We start from the raw sequence: 19,632 nt of genomic DNA, 5'->3' as shown, positions 1-19,632 counted from the left end.
GTCCCTCCCGCTCTCAAAAGAGCGAAAGGCTACCCGCCACGTGATTGCTCAGCACCCCGCCAAAGGGCTCCGCGATCTTGTCCGCGAACCCCGGAATCTTGTCCGCGCTAAATCGGAATGCTTGTCCGCGTCAGATTGGAATCCTTGTCCGCGCTACCCCGGTGCGCGCATGGTCGGGCACGCGACTGTCGCCTTGCAGCCGATCCATGCCCTGATCGAGACCCACGTGCGTGCCGCTCACCGCCTGCATGGCGACGATACGACCGTGCCGCTTCTGGCCCGGGGCGGTGCGAAGAAGGCCCGGCTCTGGACCTATGTGCGCGATGATCGGCCCTGGAATGGTGGCGCACCGCCGGCGGCCGTCTTCCACTTCTCCCGTGATCGTTCGGCAACCAATCCCAATCAGCACCTCGCCGGATGGCAAGGCGTGCTGCAAGCCGACGCCTATGGTGGATATAACGATCTCTATCGCGTCGACCGTGATGCAGGGCCCGTGACCAGCGCCCTGTGCTGGGCGCATGCGCGCCGGAAGTTCTTCGAACTGGCGGATATTGCCGGAAACGTCCGCAAGGGCAAACCCGCCCACCAGATCTCGCCGGTCGCTCTGGACGCGGTGAAACGGATCGACGCCATCTTCGACATCGAGCGCGAAATCAACGGGCTGGATGCCGAGGCCCGCCTTGTCGCCCGCCAGAATCTGTCACGGCCCTTGGTCGACAACCTCCATGACTGGCTGCAGGAAGAGCGCACGAAACTGTCCCGCCACAACAAGGTGGCCAAGGCGATCAACTACATGTTCGAGAAAGATGGGCGTTGGCAGGCCTTCACGGCCTTCCTCGATGATGGACGGATCTGCCTGACCAACAATGCGGCCGAACGCGCCCTGCGCGGCGTAGCCCTGGGCCGAAAGTCGTGGCTCTTTGCCGGATCCGAGCGCGGCGGTGAGCGTGCCGCCGCCATGTATACCCTGATCGTCACGGCCAAAATGAACGACATCGACCCACAGGCCTGGCTTGCCGATGCCCTCGCCCGACTGCCCGAAATGCCCGTCTCGCGCATCCATGAACTTCTACCGTGGAACTGGAAAACCCGGCCCCTTGCTGAGGCGGCATGATCATGCCGCTCAACAAGGTGCATTCCGTCAAGACCATCGACCGCGTTGCTGCTGAGCTCGAAGAAACCGTCGATCGGATCTTCGACCTCGCCGTTGATATGGAAACCGAAGATGGCGTGATCTGGGTCTACGGTCCCGGCGACGACACCGTCATCGCATTCACACCGTTCGGTATCGAAAACCTGCGAGAGCTTCATCGAAATGGACCGGCACAGCGCGCGCTGACCGCGTGCGGCCCACGCCGGATGCTTACGCACGAAAACGCGACACGTCCAATATTCCGGTCATTGGTAAAGGTGCCTCCCAGATGGATGCTTTTCCAACCTCGACATCGGTGGGGCTTCAGTACGACTTGGGCAGGCCCAACACGCGCTCGGCGATATAGCACATCACCAGTTCCCGGCTGACCGGTGCCAGGCGCGGGATCATGACCTCTCGCAGGTAGCGTTCGACGTCGAACTCCTTGGCATAGCCATAGCCGCCATGGGTCATGACAGCGCATTCGCAGGCCCGGTAACCGGCTTCTGCACCGAGGTACTTTGCGCTGTTGGCCTCGGCTCCACAAGACTCGCCCGCGTCATAAAGCGTTGCTGCCTTCAGCATCATCAGGTTCGCCGCTTCCAACTCCATCCAGCATTTCGCCAATGGGTGCTGGATACCCTGATTCTTGCCGATGGGACGGTCGAAGACGACCCGTTCCTTGGCATATTCGGTGGCCCTCGACAAAGAGATCCGACCAAGGCCCACTGCCTCTGCGGCCACCAGAATTCTCTCGGGGTTCAGCCCGTCGAGAAGATAGTAAAAGCCCTTACCTTCCTCGCCGATCCTGTCCTCTTCGGGGACTTTCAGTCCGTCGATGAATATCTGGCAGGACTCTACCGCGTTTCGACCCAGTTTCGGGATTTTCCGGGTTCTGACGTAATCGGGGTCCATGCGCGTGTAAAACAGGCTCAACCCGTCGATGGGCCGTTTGCAGTCTTCGATCGGCTTGGTCCGGGCGATAACCAGCATCCGTTGGGCCATGCTTGCTGCTGTGGGCCAGACCTTTTCGCCGGTCATCACATAATGGTCGCCATTGCGTACAGCGCGCGTCTGCAACCTGCTGGTATCCAGCCCGGAATTCGGTTCCGTAATTGCAAAGCAGGCTCTTTCCTCGCCCTTGATGAGCGGGGTCAGCATCCGCTTCTTCTGCTCTTCCGTGCCATGCACGACGATCGCATTCGGGGCGAACACATAGGAATGGATGGTCGAAGCCCCGGTAAAGCCCGCGCCGGATTCCACAATCGCCTGCATCACCAGCGCCGCTTCGGTGATGCCAAGCCCGGCACCGCCATACTCGGTCGGGAGGGTCAGTCCGACCCAGCCTCCGTTTACCATCTCGCGATAGAATTCTTCGGGATAGCGTTCGTTCGCGTCGCAGTCACGCCAATAGGCGAGATCGAATTTCGCGCAGACCTTGCCGATTGCGTCCCGCAGTTCCTTTTGTTCGGCATTCAATACGAAATCCATGTTCGCTCCTTCAAGTTCTGATTTGTCATTGCATGAGACCTGGCAGCCATAGCGTCAGCGCCGGAAAGGCGATCAACAGTGCAACCACCAGAACGTCGGTCGCTACAAACCATGCGATCCCTCGAAAGATGACATCGGTGGGAACCGCGCGGCCAACCACGCTCTTGATAACAAAGACGTTCAACCCGACGGGCGGCGTTATCAGCCCCATTTCCAGATATTTCGCCAGCAGGATCCCGACCCAGATAAGACTGATATCCATTGTCTCGAACAGCGGCAAAAGCACCGGCAGCGTGAGCAGCATGATGCCAAGAACCTCAAGAAACATGCCCAGCACCAGATACAAGAGAAAGACCACGATCATCAGCCCGACCGGGCCCAATTTCATATCCGCGACAATCTGCGAGATATGTGCAGGAAGCTGCGTCAGAGCGAGGAAACTGGCAAAGAAGGTGGCGCTCATCGCGATGATGAGAATGGCAGCCGAGCTCACGATCGTGTCGGCTATCGCGCGTTTCGCTACCGTCCAGGACAGGTTGCCTTTCGCGGCTGCGATCACAATTGACAGCAACGCCCCTACTGCGCCCGCCTCGGTGGCCGTGAAAATGCCACCAAAAAGGCCGCCGAAGACGCAGCCAATCAACAGAATGATCGGCCAGATGTCGCGCAGGCCTGTATTGCTGAGTTCGGCAAGTTCTTTCTCGGTGGGACGCGGTGCCAACTCCGGGTTCGCAGCTACCCGCAGCATCACCATCACTGCAAAGGCGATGGCTGTAAGCAGGCCAGGAATGATTGCTCCAATAAACAATGCCCCGATCGGCACCTGGGCGAATATCCCGAACAGAAGTAGGATCAAGCTGGGTGGGATCATCGACCCCAGCGTACCGGCTGCCGCGATCACCCCTGTGGCCAATCCGGGCTGGTACCCCGCCCGAAGCATCTCGGGCACCGCAATCCGACCCATGGCGGCGGCGCATGCCAGGCTCGATCCGGTGACGGCGGAAAACATGCTGGCACCGCCAATCGACGCAATGGCCAGCCCGCCTGGCAGCCGCATGAGTAAACTCGCCCGGGCGAAGTTGAACAGCTCCGTCGTCATCTGCGTGTAATACGCAACAAAGCCCATGAGCAGGAACATCGGGATCGGGCTGAGGCTGGAATGGGTGGAGAAATCGAAGGTAACAGCGGTCAGCGTCGCGGTGGCGATCTGATAGCCGTAGGCCATCCAGATACCGCCAAAGGACACGCTCAGCAGCGCGATCGCAATCGGCATTCGCAGCAGCACGAGAATCACAATGACTGCGAGGGACCCTCCGGCAATTTCCAAGTCGGTCATGAAGGGACTCCCAAGTTCATCAAGGCTTCACGCGACCGGAGAAATACCCCACCGCCCGTGCTGCCATCGCAAGAGCAAAAAGAAAGGTTCCGATGGGCATCAGAAACCTGCCCGGCCACGTATAGAACCGCGTTGCGCCCGAAAGGTATTCTCGGATTCGCATCTTCTCCAAGGCCAGTTCCCAGGACTGCCACGCCAGCAAAAGGAAGATCGCGGTGCCCAGGACCATGAAGACGCCCATCTTGATCTGCTGAACCCTGACCGGCAGGAATTGCGACACGACTTCAACCGAAATGTGCCGATCCAACGCCGCGATATACGCTAAGGGAAGAAAGATCGTGCCGCTGAGAAACCAGTGGCTGGTCATCAATTCGGCGTTCTTGATGGCACCATCAAAGAGCGTGCGGATGGTGACGTCACCTACTGTTACAAGCATCATAGCGATCAGCAGGATGGCCGCACCAACGGCAAGTATCCGTGCGGGCAGGATCAGTGCGTTGTCGAAGAGGTCGGACATGCCGGTGAGGGGAGGGGGCACCTCTTCCGCGGAGAGACCTATCAGATCTTTTTGTGGTGTCATGGCGCGTCTCCCACGCGGGTTTCCGGTGATCTTGAGACCAGCGCATCAAGCGCGACGAAGCGTCCTGTGCGGTCCGCGACAAGGGGGTTGATTTCAATTTCGCTGAGCGTTTCGTCGTGCATATAAAGATCGCACAATTCCTTGACGATGCGGGCCAGTCCGGCAATGTCGCAGGGCTGCGCACCTCGGAACCCTTCCAGCAAAGGTGCTGCGCGCAATGAACGGATCATATCCTCGATCTCTGAGGCGGTGAGCGGAAGGAAAGCGCGGGTAACATCGGGTTCCAGTTCGACCGTGACCCCGCCACGTCCAAGCACGAGCATCGGTCCAAAGACCGGATCACACCGCAGGCCGACAATGAACTCATGATCGAAGGAAATCATTTCCTCGACCAGCACGCCATCGACCGGGATTCCGCGGGCCGTTGCGAACTTGATCATGCCGCGCGCGGACTCGGCGGCTTCGTCGACGTTTTGGAGGCCAAGCGCGATGCCGCCGCTACCGCTCTTGTGGAGCATTGCCGGGCTTTGCAGTTTCACAACCAGAGGCCCGGACAACTCCCCCCCGACCTCCATCAGGTTGCCGGGGTCGGTCGCAAAGACGCCGACGGGCCGTTCGAGCGAGGTTGCACTGCACAGCAAATCCTTGCTGCGATGTTCCACCCCAAAGGGGCCTTCAGGCCGCCCGCCCTGAATGATCGGGGGTGCTTCGGCTGGCGTCGGGCCGTTCCAGCCAGCGCTCATACGGAACTGTGTGGCGAGCGCGCGGGCGGCATATCCGATTTCGCCGTAGACGGGGATGCCCCGTTCGCGCACCTGCCGCACAGTTTCTTCGGGGGCTGCCTGCCACGTCAGCGCGCAGGGCATGTCGCGCGGCAGTTCGCTGACCAGCGCATCGGCCAATTCCTCGGCAATCTGGCCGAGCCCGCCCATGAACAACAGCAGACCATCGTATCCCGTGTCATCGCTGATGATGCGAAGAACTTCGCGCAGCATCGTTTTGTGCATCACGATCTGTGCGGTCAGGTCGATCGGGTTCTGCGGCGTCGCAAAGCCGGGCAGTATCTTGGCCAGGCGTTCCTTAGTCTCTGGGCTGAAATCGGGAACGTCGAGCCCTTCGGCCACCGAAGCGTCTGTCATCAGCACACCGGCACCGCCAGATACCGAGATTACCGCCACTCGCTGTCCGGCCGAACGAGGCTGCGTCAGAAGTATCTCGGCCTGATTTGCCATGTCTGTCAGGCTGCCACTGCGCCAGATGTTATACTGCCTGAATACCGCATCGTAGGCTTCGTCCTCACCCGCCAGCGCGCCGGTGTGCGAAGCGGCGGCAGTGGCACCCTGACGGCTACTGCCGGACTTCAGCACCAGAACAGGCTTGCGCCGCTCAAAGGCCTTTCGTGCGGCGGCGCGAAATGCGGCTCCATCACGTATCCCTTCGATGTAGAGCCCGATCACTTCGGTTTCATCGTCTTCGGAAAAGTAGTCCAGGCAGGCGGCAAGGTCGACGTCTGCCTCATTTCCAGTGGAAATCCATGCACTTACGCCAAGGCCGGCCTTCATCGTCATATCGAGCCAGTACGTGCCCAATGCACCGCTCTGGGTGGCAAAGCCGTAATTGCCTCCGGGCAGGCGTCGACCGCCCATGACGACCGTCGAGGACGCCAGCATATTGTGGTTGCCGTTCATGATGCCCAGACAGTTCGGCCCGATCATCGGAACGCCAGCGTCCTGCACGATTTGGGAGATTTCGGCTTGTCTTTCCGTGCCTTCGGATCCGGTTTCGGAAAACCCCGAAGCGAAGACTATGAAACCCCCGACGCCGCAATCACACCCCATTCGTAACTGGTCTGGCACGTCTTCGGCTGGCACCGCCAGGATCACCAGATCAACCGTCTCTCCAATCGCATCGACAGATGGATGGCAGTCTAGACCTTGGATCTGTTCCCGGCCAGGATTCACCGGATAAATCTTACCGGGGAAATCGTTGTGAAGCAGCGCATTCACCACGCGGCCCCCTGGTTTTCGCAGGTCTTCAGAGGCCCCGACCACTGCCACGCTGCGCGCGTTCAGAACTCGGCGCAGCTTTTCTGAGGCCGACTGGTCTGCCGTGCGGCCCTCATCGGACCCGCCTTGGTACCTCATTGCGATACCGTGGCTGTTCCGGCGATGACCGGTTCGTCCTTTTGGTTCCGAACCCAGACGTCATAGGTCCCGGGCGCATCCTCGCGTTCGACCCCGCCTCCGGTCACAATGTCGTTTTCACGCACGGGGCGGACAAAGCGGACATCTATACGGGTCCCGGCAATGGCATCGTTTCCCAGCGTCTGGCGCAGTGATCGCCAGATCATGTTCAGCGACATCGTTCCATGGGCGATGATGCCCTTCATTTCGGTCTTTTCGGCGAATTCCCGATCCACATGAATGGGATTATAGTCGTTGGTAAGGTCAGCGTAGGCCATGATTGTCGGCATATCGACATTCAGGCTGACGAGTTCCAGCTGTTTTGGCATCTCGGTCCCTTTCTACGCTCAGGCTGCCACGAGGGTCGTCATGACGCCGGTGAAGACAACATCGCCTTCGTCGCCACGCGTGGTATAGGTCGTTTCGACCCACTTCCGCCCCTTGCGGATTTCTTTCTTGGTACACTCGACATCGGTGGTCAAAGTTTCGCTTACTTTTGGCATCCGGCGCAGATCGAACACCTGACTTCCGTGAACGTTGCCTTTCGGACGCGGCGTGATGCAGGCCATATAGCACTGGATCTGGATCATCGCGATCATGCCTGGCGGCATCAGGTCGCCGTTGTCATCGTCGGGATAGACGGAAAGCCATTTGTCGATCTGGTCGCGATCCACTGTAAAGCTATCGCTACCGTATTTTTTCCCAACCTCGAAGTGGTCGTAATTGAACATATTCACCCCCGGATTTCTACTTGCGGGATTGTCTGGTCGCCTCGTTTCTCGTACAAGACACGCACTTTTGTGCCGATCTCGGCCTCGCCGCCACGCACATTCGCCATGAAACGGAATCCTTCATCCATGTCGACGAGTGCGACCTGAAAAGGAGAGTCCTCCTTGAATGCCACGCTTGGCCCCCGATGGACGGTTGTTACGCTGTGAATGACGCCCTTACCGTCGGATACCTCCCAGCTGAGATCAGTGCTTTGGCAATTGGAGCAGACGGCGCGCGGATAGAACTGCGGTTTGCTGCAGCTGTTACAGCGCTGGAACCGGAATTCCTCTGCGGCGCAGCCCTCCCAAAAATGGGCGGAATCCGCATTCGGACGTGGTATTGGTTTCTCCATCTGTCAGGCCCTTCCCAAAACGATAGAACAGTGGGCGGACAGAATGCCGCCATCACCATGAACAAAGGCGAGTTCCGCCCCATCAACCTGCCGACCCTTGGCGCTCCCTCGCAACTGCTCGACCGCTTCGACAACATGGAACATGCCGCCTGCGGCGCCCGAGTGTCCGTAGGACAGAAGCCCGCCGTGGGTATTACAGGGCAGCTTGCCCCCGATCTTCAAATCGCCTGCGGCGGCAGCCGCGCCTGCTTCGCCCCGCTCAAAGAACCCCATGGATTCCAGTTCGGCGAGAAGCGTAATTGTAAAGCTGTCATAGATTTCAACCACATCGATGTCGGATTGCTTGAGACCAGCCCGGCCCAATGCATCCGCGGCGGAGTTCTTGCAGCCATAATCGGTCAGAGAGGGTGCAGCGACGATGTATTCATGCGTGTGGCCCTGCCCGGAACCAAGTACATCAATGCGGGGCTGTTTGAGATTAGCCGCTGCATCGGCGGCACTGACCACGACTGCGGCACCGCCATCTGATATCAGGCAGCAATCGAGCAGGTGCAATGGCGTGGCGATGAAACGTGAACTCATCACGTCGTCCACCGTGATCGGTGCCTTCATATGCGCCTTGGGATTGAGTGCGGCGTGTTCCCGCATGGTTACCGCAATCGCGGCGAGCTGTTCCGACGTGACACCGAATTCTGACATGTAGCGCTGCGCCACAAGGGCGTAGGCGGCTGGAATGGTCATCCCGTAGGGTTGTTCGTACTGCTGGTTGCCGACCTCGGCCAAAGCCTGAACAGCGTTGCCGCGCATCCCGCTCAGGCGGTTGTCGCCGGTTACAACCAGAACATGGCGGCAGTATCCTGCTTCGACCAGTGCCGCAGCCTGCATCACCAGCATACAGGCTGTGACACCGCCCATCGAAACAGCCGAAGCATAGGCCGGCTCCATGCCGACATATTCGGCAAACACCGAGGCCAGCATCAGATGCGGTTCAGTGAAGGAATAGGCGCAAAGCAACCCGTCGATGTCGGACACTACCAGCCCCGCGTCGTCCAGCGCGCCAAGCCCTGCTTCGGTATGGAGTGACATGCAGGTCGCACCTTCAAGCTGTCCGACTTTGGTGCTGTAGGACCCTGTAATAGCGGCTTTCTTCATGTCGTGGACTCTTCCTTGTTCATGCGTTCCCAGTCGAATAGGGCGGGCTTCTTGTCGAGGAATCGCTGGACCGCCTCCTTGTGGTAGGCGCTGTCCATGCACAGGGCCTGAGCCATCGCTTCAAGCTCAGCCATCGCGCGCTGATCCAGATTGAAGGATTGGTTCAAAACGTTCTTTGCCAATCCGATTGCCAGGGTCGAAGCGTTGCAAAACCGGCGGGCAAGTGAGAATGCCGCATCCTGAAGTTGGTCCGGCGCATGGATACTATGGACGATCCCCATTTCCTTGGCTTCGTCAGGGCGCAGTGTTCGACCGGAAAACACCAAATCCTTGGCGCGCTGCAAGCCCACAAGACGCGGCAGCAGAAACATGCCCGCAAGATCAGGAACCAGCCCGATACGGCCAAAAACCTGACAAAAACTTGCGGTGTCGCTGGCCAGGATAAAATCGGCCGTAAGTGCGAGATTCATCCCGCCTCCGAATGCCGGGCCATCCACCGCCGCTATTACGGGTTTTTCCATGTTCACCAGACTGGGGAGCCATAGGTGGAGGTCGGAAATACGTTTGTAGGATTGGGCCGAATTGCGTTTTTCCTTAAGCCCTTGCAGGTCCCCGCCCGCGCAGAAGACACCGCCCGCACCAGTCAGGATCATTGCCCGGACACGATCGTCATCGCGGATTTCGCCGACCACATCAGCGAGTTCCTCACGCATCCGGACATCCAGAGCATTGCGTGCACCGGGACGGTTCAAGGTGACGATGGCGACCTCTTCGCTCAACTCATACGTCAATGTGGTTAGGTCGCGCTGCAATTCGGTAGCGGCCCCTTTGGGGCTGTCCTTGCTCATGCGAATGTTCTCCTCCCAGCACGCAAATGCAATTCGCAGGTTTATACCCCGCAGTATATCTGCGGTCTAGTTAGTAGAAGCATTTTTTGCCTGTCAAGATAAAAACAGGAAAATGGCAAAAATCGCGGAGTTCTGGGGGGCCGTATTGCATTCTGTTGATGTGTATACTACCATTGGGTATTCTAAACCTACTAATATTTGCGCAGGCTGTGCACTTCTACGCTCACAGAACAGCCTGACGGGGAAGGAATAGCGCCATGCAGGATATTGCAAACCTTACATTGGGCGATCTTCTGCGCCGTACAGCAACCGAAATGCCCGAAGCTGAATTCCTGGTGACCGAGAGCGAGCGAATTACCTTCGCCCGCTTCGACCAGGAAGTTGATCGTGTTGCCGACGGCCTGCTTGCTGCCGGCCTTGAAAAGGGCGACCATGTCGCGCTTTGGCTGACGAACAGCCCCGATTGGGTCAGAATGCTCTTCGCGGCGGCCCGGATCGGGATGGTCGTGATCCCGATCAATACCAGATACAAGTCGGGCGAGCTGGAATATATCCTGCGCCAATCAGATGCCCGTGCGCTGTTGATGATGGACACTTGCTGGGGCATCGACTATCCGGCATTGCTGTCCACTTTGGTTCCCGATCTAGCGAGCCAGACACCCGGAGACATTCATGCCGAGGCCTTGCCGAATCTGCGGGTGATCTTCTCCATCGATGACACAGTGATTCCTGGAGCGATCTCGATGGCTTCGCTTTTGAACACCCCGGCAAACACCGAGCGTGTTCGCGCCGCTTCCGAGGCGGTTGTTCCCGAGGATACGGCTCTCATTTGCTACACATCAGGGACAACAGGGCGGCCCAAGGGCGCGATGCATTCTCACGTGGTCAGTCGCCAATCCATGAACGTTGCGCGTATCATGGGCATGAAAACTGGAGATGCGCTGCTTGCCCACATGCCATTCTATCATGTTGCAGGGCTGTTTATGGCTGTACTTCCTGCGGTTATCCACGGGATGAGCCTCATTGTGATGCGCGACTGGAGCGCTGATCGCGCGCTCAACCTCATCGAGGTTGAGAAGGTGGCGCACTTCGGCGGGATCCCGACGCACTATCTCGACTGCTTCGACGCGCAAACGAAACGACCGCGCGATCTGAGCACTGTGCGGGCGGCATGGATCGGTGGCGCCGCAGTCAGTCCCGAAGTGGTCCGCCGCGGTCGCGAGGTGTTTTCGACCCCGCATATCCTGGCGTCCTACGGAATGACGGAGAACACGATTTCAACCACTTTCACCCGCTACGACGACCCACCCGAAATCGCCGAGCAAAACACCGGCAGGCTGAGCGGTGACTACGAGGCAAGGATTGTTGACCCGGGCACCGGCGCAGAGCAGGGACCGGGCGAGATCGGCGAACTGCAGGTGCGTGGCCATATCGTCACCATGGGGTATTACAAGAACGACGAGGCAACCAGCGAGGCGATAACGTCTGACGGCTGGTTCCGCACCGGCGATTTGGGCACCTTCGACGAACGCGGCTTTCTGAAGATTACGGGGCGCATCAAGGAGATGTTCATCGTAGGGGGGTCGAACACCTACCCGGCCGAAATCGAGGCCCATCTCGAAACCCATCCCGCAATCCGTCAGGCGTTGGTGGTGGGTGTCTCCCACGCGCGGCTTGGGCAGGTGGGATATGCCTTCATTCGCAAAACGGACGTGGATAGCGGGCTTGACGAGGAGTCGGTGATCGCCCATTGCCTGGGCATCATCGCCGATTACAAGGTACCGAGGTATGTGTGCTTCGCGGATAATTTCCCACTGACGCAAAGCGGCAAAATTCAACGGCACGTACTTGTTGCGCAAGCGGAAAAGGATGTTGAGGCCAGATCCTCCGCCTCCGCTTGATCCTGCCCGATGCCGGACGCTTTGTTAAACAGCCTGGTCGGACCGACGCCGGGCATCGACCATATTCAGCGTAAGATCAGCGAAGAGCAGGGATATCTCCTCAAGGGTGAGCCGCCCCTCTGGCCGATACCAGTTGAATATCCAACAAACCATTCCGCTAATCGCAAGAACTGTTACCGGCACGTCGGCTATGCGGAAATCTCCGGTTTCCACACCTTTGCGCAAAAGCGCGCCAAGACGTTCGTCAAACTCCTTGCGTCGTTCGGTGACATAATCGCGCACATCTGGCGAAAGGTTCAGTTCCTCCCGAAAGAACACGGAAACGTAGTTCTGATTGGTGCTTTGAACCCATACGAAGCGCCGGACAAACTTGTAAAGTGTGTCTGCAGGAGAAAGATCTTCTGAAAAAACCTCGTCCATGACGACGTGCGGCAGGTCGATCGTAGCAATGCAGATCTGTTCCAGGATATCCTGCTTGTTCTTCATGTAATAGTATATGAAAGGCTTTGTCACGCCAATCATCTTGGCCAATTCGCTGACGGAAGCTCCGCTATACCCCTTCTGGCTAAAAAGTTCGGCCGCGACGCCCAGTATGCGTTCACGGCGATAGAGATGCAGTTCCTCGCGGACCGAACCTCTGCTGCTATTGCCCTTTGCATCAGGTCCAGATGGAAGCTTAGTGCGTTCGTCAAGGTCCGCTACCTTAAGCTTCATAATCGAAGGAATGTTTCGTCTCGGCTTTTGCACCCCTGCATTGCCTCCGTTGTGTCGACCTGTCGTCAATATCCTCTACATCTCTACATCTCGAAAGGTAACCCGAAAATTCTGGTTTGCGCTTCAGTCGCAGGGGAGACCGAGTTGCTTGGCGATCGCACGCAGCTGGATTTCGAAACTTCCGACCGTCACTGGCGCCACGAGCGCATCGAGCGCCATGCGCATGACGGGCAATTCCTCGGTAAGTCCCCATCCCCCGCCGATGTGCAATGCCGACTGGGTGACACGAACAACAGCTTGGGTCACAAACAGCTTTGCGCAGGACACCTGCTGGATCAAATCCGCGATGGGACAACCGCTGTCCCACCTGTCGGCAGCCTGGTAGGTAAGGAGCCGTGCCGCTTCGATATCGGTCTGGTTCTGCGCCAGCTTGAAGGCGATGGACTGGTTGGCACCAATCGGGCGTCCGAACTGGTGGCGCGTCTTGGCATAATCCAGCGCCCAATCTTGCGCGTGCTGCATGTGTCCCGACCAACGCGCGGAGACAAGGATGCGCTCGCGATTGAATCCCATCATGATCTGGCGGAATCCGGCCGGAACCCGCCGGGCCTCTGGCACGCGAACGTGGTCGAGGTGCACCCGGTAGGTGGGGGCGGGGCGGTTGGCATAAGTGGGGATGCGCGACACTTCCACGCCGGGGCTCCGACGGTCCACCGCAAAGAAACTCATGCCGTCGCGACCGCGCGCCGGATCGGTCTGCGCCAGCAACACCAGAACGTCGGATTCGCCGGCCAATGTGATGAACGACTTGATTCCGTCCAGCTTCCAATCATCTCCGTCCCGTCGCGCTGCGGTCTTTACATTCTGGACATCGTTGCCAGCATCCGGTTCGGTCACTGCAATGGCCAAAATCTTGTCGCCCTCAATCGAGGCGCGTGCCAGTTCCTTCTGTTCGGCTGTGCCAAAGTCATGCAGGATTCCGCCAGCAACTCCCTGAATGATCAAAGCATTCGGAAGGCCCGGATTAATGCGCGCACATTCCTCGATGCAAATCGCCTCCTCGTGCACCCCAAGGCCCGCGCCGCCCACTTCCGCCGGCGCAGCGATTCCGATGAGACCGGCGTTTGCGGCAGCGGTGAAGAATGCGCGGGAAAACTGGCTTTCACGGTCTGCCTCCTCCCAGATAGGCGCAATCTCCCTTTCGGCGAAACGTCGGCATGTGTCGCGGAACATCACGCGGTCCACTGTTTCGGCAGGGCGGCGGCGCTTTTCTGTCATCTGCTCTTCCTCGTTCTACTCAATTCTGTTTGGCTTTGGATGAGAGGCGCGCCCTATGGTGCTCGATCGCCTCGTCCACACCGGGGGCAGCAAAGTTGTGGTGCATCATGCTGCCGGCGAGTTTCATCTGTTCCCCGAATGGAAGGGCACCGGCCTTTTCTGTGAATTCGCGTCCCAGCGCGAGTGAGGCGCGAATGTCAATGTACTCGCCCAGCCTTTCCTCGGCCATTTCCCGGAATCCATCCTTTGGCAGCACTTCCGTAACCAGTCCCAGCCTGAACGCTTCCTCGGCTCCCAATGCGCGTCCGGTGGCGCAAAGCTGCCATGCCAGAGCGCTTGATATCCGTCGCGTTAGCGCGGCGTGCAGCAGGAAGGGATACATCCGGAATTGAATCTCGGGATAGCTGACGGACAGGTCCTCCCGTGCGATGACAACATCGCTGAGGCAAGGGAAAATGGTGCCCCCGCCCTTGGCGTAGCCATGAAGCACGGTGATGATCAGTGCCGGACAAGTTTCCATCGCCTCCGAGAGGGCGAGGATCACCTCCTCCTGGCGCTCAAGGCCCTCGCGCCCACCCCGCAGTTCGGAGATGTCAGCCCCTGCCGAAAAACCACGATCACCGACAGCATCGATGATCAGGGCGTTCTCGCCGGGGGCACCGCCGATGTCGCGCACGATGTCCGTGATCTGCTCCATCATGTCGGCAGACAGGGCATTCGACTTATCCAGGCGGTCGATCGTGATGCGCGTTACGTTGCCGTCGTTCCGGATTTTGAGATCGGACATTTTGCTTCCTTCAGGGGTAAACAGGGATTGCCCTGTCGGTCGCGGCAGAGCAGAATCATGGAAAGGGGCGCGCTCGAAAGCGTGGTTCAGTGCCAGCTTTCCAACGGCGAAACCGTCGCCTGCAGCGTCTGCGAGACGGATGGCAACGTCCCGAGCTGCAGATTCGAGCTTATCGGTTGAGACAATCTGGTTCACGAGACCGAGCGAAAGGGCTTCGTCTGGTTTCATGCGGCGCGCGGTGAGGATAAGATTTCGCGCAGCAGCCAGCCCGATACGGCGCGGCAGAAGGTAAAGCGAGGCCATGTCCGGAATAACGCCAATCCGCCCGAAGACCTGACAGAACCAGGCACGCGGCGTGCAGATGATTGCATCACCCGCCATCGCCAGGCTGAACCCCGCACCCGCACAGGGACCATCCGCGGCAACAACTACGGGTTTCGGGAAATCTACAAAGTCAGCAAACCAAGAGTGCAGGCCCTGAATGCGGCGCCGTGTGGCAATTGCCCGGTCCGTGCCCTCTTGAAGGCTTTTCAAATCGCCCCCGGCGCAAAACGCACTGCCTCGTCCGGTGAGCACCAGTGCGCGGACCTTCGGATCGTCCCGGCCTTGCGCGATCGCTTCGGCGAGTTCCGCGCGCATCCCGAGGCTGAGGGCATTGCGCTGTGCAGGCGCGTTCAGCGCAATCAGCAGAATGCCGTCGGCCTCTTCGGTTTGGATATGCCTGTATGCCATGGGTTTCCGGGATCTGGTGTTGGCTGGGCGCCGCCGGTATGGCGACGCCTCCTTGTCGCGGTTGTCTCAGAGGCCGTAGCTTGACACATCAAGATCAGAATAGGCGTCTTCACGCAGGCGCTCGCCCATTTTCTCGGGGTCGCGCCCGGTTTCCTCGGCGATGCCTTTCCATTTCTCGATTAGGGCAAGGAATTCATCGCGGATCTTTTCGGGGTCTTCGATCTGGTATTGCTCACGGGCGCTCCGATAGATCGTCTCCAAATCCCCCTCCAGGAACTCTGACATCGAGGCCACAAGCTCTTCGCCCGGCTCGATCACTTCGATGCCGTTCGCCACCGCCTCTTCCAATGCAGCTTCGGACTCCTTGAGGTAGGCTCCGGTGATGCGCATCATCGCGACTGCCGCCGAACCGAGAACCGCACGACGCTGCTGCTCTGTCAGATTGGCCCAACTTTCAGCTGAAAATACGTAGGGTGACGAGACGCGATGCATCGCTACGGGAAGGGTGATCACGCTTTTGGCGACATCGCCAAGCGAATGTGTCTGAAGAATCGCTGCAGGATTGAGCGTGATGTCAACCGCGCCGCGGTTCATCATCTCATAGACTTCCGAGCCGCCCACGTTAATCGGCGACAACTTGAAATGGTTGGCCCAACGCGAGTTGAAGTCACCGCCGGGGATACGTACCCGCTTGCCCGCCAGATCCTCTGAGGTGCGATAGACCTCGCGGTTGACGAGATTGAGCGGTGCGGCGGTATAGGAACCGGTAAAGGTGATGCCAGCTGCCTTGAATTCCTCCTGGCAGCGCTGGCATTTGGTCATAACGTATTCGTTAAATGCTCCGGCTACGACAAGAGTGTCACCGGTAGGGGCCGCGAGGTCGTTGAGATATTGCACCACAGGAAACTCAGCGGGATGATACGTCAAGATCACCATCCCGGCATCGACTGCACCCGCCTGCAGGCCGCCAAGTGTTGCCTGAGCGCTGAGTGGCGTGCCGCCAGTAAACAGCTTGAAATCAAGCTCGCCGTCGGTGGCCTGCTTGACTTCCTCGATAAACGGCAAAGTGCCATCCTTGACAACCACGTGCTTGGGAAGCACGTATTGGTTCAATGTCAGCGTTTCGGCCGTCGCGACACCAGCAGTCATCGCGCCTGCAACAAGCAGCGCAGAGGTGGTCAAGGCTGAGGCCTTTAAGGTCTTGATAAACAATTTCGCTCCTCCTTTAGGCCTGAGATGAGTTCAGCTCAGGCACTGTTAGCCAGCTGTGATCTCCTTCGATTTCCTTCCCGAAAGTCACAACCAGACCATACGGTATAATTAAATTCCAAGTCAATGGGATTAGGATGCCCAGTGGTCCAGCAAGGCTCGAAAAGGCCAGTTTGATCCCGGAAACTGTGGATAATGAGCTATAATGGTGCCATATATTACGAGTAGAGCATGCCTTGACAGTATCGGCGATCAGAATTAGTACCTCATGGTATGAAAAAAATCCTGCGTAAATAGCCGCGTTTGCGACACAGCTGGATCCCAGAGCCGACTGAATGGAGATTTTGATGCCAAAAGATCAGCCGCGACCCCCAGCAAGCCAGGCCGGGCAGTCGCCGCAGAACAACAGCGCGCCCCCCAAACGGGCCGATGTTCTGGTTATTGGTGCGGGTGTTTGCGGGATATACACGCTTTACCGTATGCGCAAACTGGGCTTTGAAACTGTCGTTCTGGAAGCTGGCGACGCCCCCGGCGGCACCTGGTTCTGGAACCGCTACCCTGGTTGCCGCTTCGATTCAGAAAGCTATAGCTACGGTTATTCATTCTCACCTGAACTCCTTCAGGAATGGGACTGGAAAGAACATTTTGCGCCGCAGCCGGAAACGCTCTCTTACCTCAATTACGTCATCGAAAAATTCGATCTGCTGCGCCACATGGTGTTTGGCTGCCGGGTTTCTGATGCGATCTTTGATGAGGCCGAGGACGAGTGGGTGGTGCATACCGAGAACGGTCAAGTCTACCGCAGTACCTATCTTCTGACCGCTGTCGGGATGCTCTCTGCGCCTACCTTGCCCCGCATCGAGGGACGGGAAACCTTTGGCGGAGAGGCGTTTCATACCTATGATTGGCCGCAGGAGAAGACTGATTTCAGTGGCGAGCGCGTCGGTGTAATCGGGACGGGCGCAACGGGTGTACAGATCGTTCCCGTAATCGCCGAGCAGGCCAAGGAGCTTTATGTGTTCCAGCGGCGTCCGAACTGGTGCGCTCCGCTGCACAACTCGCCGATTACTCCCGAAGAGATGGCCGACATCAAGACGCGCTATGACGAGATTTTCGACAAATGCCGCAAGACTCCCGGTGGGTTTCTGCATGGTCCCGACCGCCGGAAGTTCAATGAAGTCCCAGAAGTGGAACGTCTTGCCTTCTGGGAACAACTTTACGCCTCACCCGGATTCGGGGTCTGGGTGGGGAACTTTGCAGAGGTCCTGATGGACCATGAGGTTAACGCCGAATACACCGCCTTTATCGCCAATAAAATCCGCCAGACTGTGAAAGACCCAAAGGTCGCCGAAAAGCTGATACCGACGGATCACGGATTTGGAACCAGACGTGTGCCGCTTGAAACTGGCTATTTCGAGGCCTTTAACCGGGACAATGTCCATCTGGTGGATGTAAAGGAATCGCCGATAGAACGGATTACCCCAATTGGGGTCCGTACTACAGCGCAGGAATACAAGCTCGACAGCTTGATCTATGCGACCGGCTTTGATGCAATTACGGGGGCGTTTGACCGGATAAACATCGTTGGTCGGAACGGTGAAAGCCTGCGTGATCAGTGGAGCGACGGACCGCTTACATATCTTGGCATTCAATCGCACGGGTTTCCCAATCTTTTTACGCTGGCAGGTCCCCAAGGCGGCTCAGTGGCCACCAATTTTCCGCGCGGGATCGAAGATATCGTCGACTGGGTTTCAGAGTTTTTGGTGATGCTGCGCGACAAGGGAGTTCAGCGTGTCGAACCGCAGCAGGAAGCGGTCGAAGACTGGCAGAAAGAAGTGCGTGATCTGTATCAGATGACGCTGTTTCACACCGCAAAGTCCTGGTTCACCGGATACAACTCGAACATCGAAGGACGCGATGGTATCCGTTACCTTATCTATAATGGCGGTTCGCCCCGGTATCGCCGTCGCTTGGAGGAAGTTGCCAACGCGGGTTACGCAGGTTTCGATTTGAAATAGGCTGAAGTGGTCCCGGAAAACGGGACAGTCAGCTAAGAGCCTGATCGGAAATGAGTTGGGTGAATTCAGCAGGTTATGATTCTGTTCGGTTGCACAACTGAACGGAGCTCGAAATGGCCTGGACTGAACTCACCCGCAACCGATATGAACGCACCGCACCACGATATGCAAGTGATGTAACAGATGAGGAATGGGAGATTGTTGCACCACTCCTGCCCGGCGCTAACCCGCTTGGCAGGCCACGGGAGGTCGAACTTCGCCTTGTCTGGGACGCAATCCAATATGTTGCTGCATCGGGGTGCGCATGGTCGCTTTTACCGAAGGATTTTCCGCCTGTTTCGACCGTGCGTTATTATTTCTACGGTTGGCGTAACAACGGTCTGCTTGCTGAAATCAACCGTACGCTGGTTGCGACAGCGCGGCGGGCAGAAGGCCGGACCAGCGCGCCTACAGCCGGTGTGATCGACAGCCAGAGCGTGAAAACCACTGAAAACGGCGGGGTTAGCGGCTATGATGCCGGTAAGCGGATCAAGGGCCGCAAGCGCCACATCATGACCGACACCTGTGGCCACCTGATCGCGCTGCGCGTTCATGCCGCCAGCATTCAGGATCGTGACGGTGCGCCTGAAGTGTTCCGTCAACTGGCCCGGGAGGCTCCGAAACTGCGTCATGTGTTTGCGGACGGTGGATATGCCGGTCCAAAGCTGCGCGACGCTCTGACCGGCATCGGCCGCTGGGTCATTCAGATCGTGAAACGCTCGGACACGACCGTTGGGTTCGAGGTCTTGCCCCGAAGATGGGTGGTCGAGCGCACCTTCGCTTGGCTCGGCAAATGCCGCCGCCTGGCAAAGGATTGGGAGAAAACCATCGAGAGTGCCGAAGCCTGGATTATCATCGCGCATATCAGGCGCATGACAAGGCTACTCGCAAGGGCTTGAAAAGCCTCACTCCATTTTGAATCGGACTCTAAGAGGTTACGATGTGCCAGAAACCCTCTCTTATCAAATCGCCCTAAACTGCCCCATTGGCGCTGACGTTAGACACCTACCATGTCGACCACCAGGTTTTGCCCACTCCTATGCGCGCGTAATCTTCGACCCAAAGCGCCAGCGAAGACGAGCGCGACGGGCCGCTGCTTCCAGCAGCGC

At 58.2% G+C, this 19,632-nt stretch carries 17 protein-coding genes and 1 pseudogene; 5 read left to right on the top strand and 13 right to left on the bottom strand.

Annotated elements, in window-relative coordinates; all coding sequences use genetic code 11:
* Positions 1-163 precede the first annotated feature (163 nt).
* Together tnpC and RIdsm_RS30950 are read left to right on the top strand one after the other, a co-directional pair.
* Positions 164-1,114: pseudogene (gene tnpC, locus RIdsm_RS27840) on the top strand (IS66 family transposase); the annotation flags it as partial.
* Positions 1,111-1,521, top strand: coding sequence for a hypothetical protein (locus RIdsm_RS30950; RefSeq protein ID WP_236553420.1), 411 nt, complete (start codon positions 1,111-1,113; stop codon positions 1,519-1,521). The pseudogene tnpC and the gene RIdsm_RS30950, both read left to right, overlap by 4 nt.
* Here the strand turns inward: RIdsm_RS30950 and RIdsm_RS27830 are convergent.
* The 9 genes from RIdsm_RS27830 to RIdsm_RS27790 form a co-directional block, all read right to left on the bottom strand.
* The gene (locus RIdsm_RS27830) at positions 1,457-2,623 is read right to left on the bottom strand and encodes an acyl-CoA dehydrogenase family protein (protein WP_057821760.1); all 1,167 of its coding nucleotides are present in this window, start codon (positions 2,621-2,623) and stop codon (positions 1,457-1,459) included. The two genes, RIdsm_RS30950 and RIdsm_RS27830, sit on opposite strands and share 65 nt — an antisense overlap.
* 25 nt (positions 2,624-2,648) lie before the next feature.
* Positions 2,649-3,959, bottom strand: coding sequence for a TRAP transporter large permease (locus RIdsm_RS27825; protein ID WP_057821762.1), 1,311 nt, complete (start codon positions 3,957-3,959; stop codon positions 2,649-2,651).
* Positions 3,960-3,978: 19 nt separating this feature from the next.
* Entirely contained in the window at positions 3,979-4,539 is a 561-nt protein-coding gene (locus tag RIdsm_RS27820; RefSeq protein WP_057821764.1) for a TRAP transporter small permease, read from the bottom strand.
* Positions 4,536-6,545 (bottom strand): acetate--CoA ligase family protein, encoded by a 2,010-nt coding sequence (locus tag RIdsm_RS27815; RefSeq protein WP_236553421.1) that lies wholly within the window; start codon positions 6,543-6,545, stop codon positions 4,536-4,538. Before RIdsm_RS27815 ends, RIdsm_RS27820 begins: the two co-directional genes overlap by 4 nt.
* A 134-nt stretch (positions 6,546-6,679) precedes the next feature.
* A complete protein-coding gene (locus RIdsm_RS27810; protein ID WP_057821767.1) occupies positions 6,680-7,051 on the bottom strand; it encodes a MaoC family dehydratase in 372 nt (123 codons plus the stop codon).
* Positions 7,052-7,069: 18 nt separating this feature from the next.
* A complete protein-coding gene (locus tag RIdsm_RS27805; protein ID WP_143100582.1) occupies positions 7,070-7,453 on the bottom strand; it encodes a MaoC family dehydratase in 384 nt (127 codons plus the stop codon).
* A gap of 2 nt (positions 7,454-7,455) precedes the next feature.
* On the bottom strand, positions 7,456-7,845 hold the full coding sequence (locus tag RIdsm_RS27800; RefSeq protein ID WP_057796945.1) for a Zn-ribbon domain-containing OB-fold protein: 390 nt from the start codon (positions 7,843-7,845) through the stop codon (positions 7,456-7,458).
* Between the two features lie 3 nt (positions 7,846-7,848).
* Positions 7,849-8,997 carry a thiolase family protein gene (locus tag RIdsm_RS27795; RefSeq protein WP_057821772.1) on the bottom strand — a complete coding sequence of 383 codons (1,149 nt, stop codon included), beginning with the start codon at positions 8,995-8,997 and terminating at the stop codon, positions 7,849-7,851.
* On the bottom strand, positions 8,994-9,845 hold the full coding sequence (locus RIdsm_RS27790) for an enoyl-CoA hydratase/isomerase family protein (protein ID WP_082647572.1): 852 nt from the start codon (positions 9,843-9,845) through the stop codon (positions 8,994-8,996). Before RIdsm_RS27790 ends, RIdsm_RS27795 begins: the two co-directional genes overlap by 4 nt.
* 257 nt (positions 9,846-10,102) lie before the next feature.
* On the opposite strand from RIdsm_RS27790, the gene RIdsm_RS27785 reads away from it, so the two are divergent.
* A complete protein-coding gene (locus tag RIdsm_RS27785; RefSeq protein WP_057821774.1) occupies positions 10,103-11,746 on the top strand; it encodes an AMP-binding protein in 1,644 nt (547 codons plus the stop codon).
* A 24-nt stretch (positions 11,747-11,770) separates the two neighbouring features.
* On the opposite strand, the gene RIdsm_RS27780 is transcribed toward RIdsm_RS27785, so the two are convergent.
* From RIdsm_RS27780 to RIdsm_RS27765, 4 genes are all read right to left on the bottom strand, one after another.
* Positions 11,771-12,460 carry a TetR/AcrR family transcriptional regulator gene (locus RIdsm_RS27780; protein ID WP_057821776.1) on the bottom strand — a complete coding sequence of 230 codons (690 nt, stop codon included), beginning with the start codon at positions 12,458-12,460 and terminating at the stop codon, positions 11,771-11,773.
* A 123-nt stretch (positions 12,461-12,583) separates the two neighbouring features.
* Positions 12,584-13,738, bottom strand: coding sequence for an acyl-CoA dehydrogenase family protein (locus RIdsm_RS27775; RefSeq protein WP_057821778.1), 1,155 nt, complete (start codon positions 13,736-13,738; stop codon positions 12,584-12,586).
* Positions 13,739-13,757: 19 nt separating this feature from the next.
* Positions 13,758-15,257, bottom strand: a complete 1,500-nt coding sequence (locus tag RIdsm_RS27770; protein WP_057821780.1) for an enoyl-CoA hydratase/isomerase family protein — start codon at positions 15,255-15,257, stop codon at positions 13,758-13,760.
* A 66-nt stretch (positions 15,258-15,323) separates the two neighbouring features.
* Entirely contained in the window at positions 15,324-16,469 is a 1,146-nt protein-coding gene (locus RIdsm_RS27765) for a C4-dicarboxylate TRAP transporter substrate-binding protein (protein ID WP_057821783.1), read from the bottom strand.
* Positions 16,470-16,801: 332 nt separating this feature from the next.
* Here RIdsm_RS27765 and RIdsm_RS27760 point away from each other — a divergent pair, with 332 nt between their 5' ends.
* Together RIdsm_RS27760 and RIdsm_RS27755 are read left to right on the top strand one after the other, a co-directional pair.
* Positions 16,802-18,484, top strand: coding sequence for a flavin-containing monooxygenase (locus RIdsm_RS27760; RefSeq protein WP_236553422.1), 1,683 nt, complete (start codon positions 16,802-16,804; stop codon positions 18,482-18,484).
* 113 nt (positions 18,485-18,597) lie between these two features.
* Positions 18,598-19,422, top strand: a complete 825-nt coding sequence (locus RIdsm_RS27755; protein ID WP_151175218.1) for an IS5 family transposase — start codon at positions 18,598-18,600, stop codon at positions 19,420-19,422.
* Positions 19,423-19,632: the final 210 nt, after the last annotated feature.

This window comes from Roseovarius indicus, assembly GCF_008728195.1.
In the GTDB taxonomy this organism is placed as follows: Bacteria; Pseudomonadota; Alphaproteobacteria; order Rhodobacterales; family Rhodobacteraceae; genus Roseovarius; species Roseovarius indicus.
Note: the sequence above shows the minus strand (reverse complement) of the source record. Positions and strands in the feature narration are given on the sequence as shown.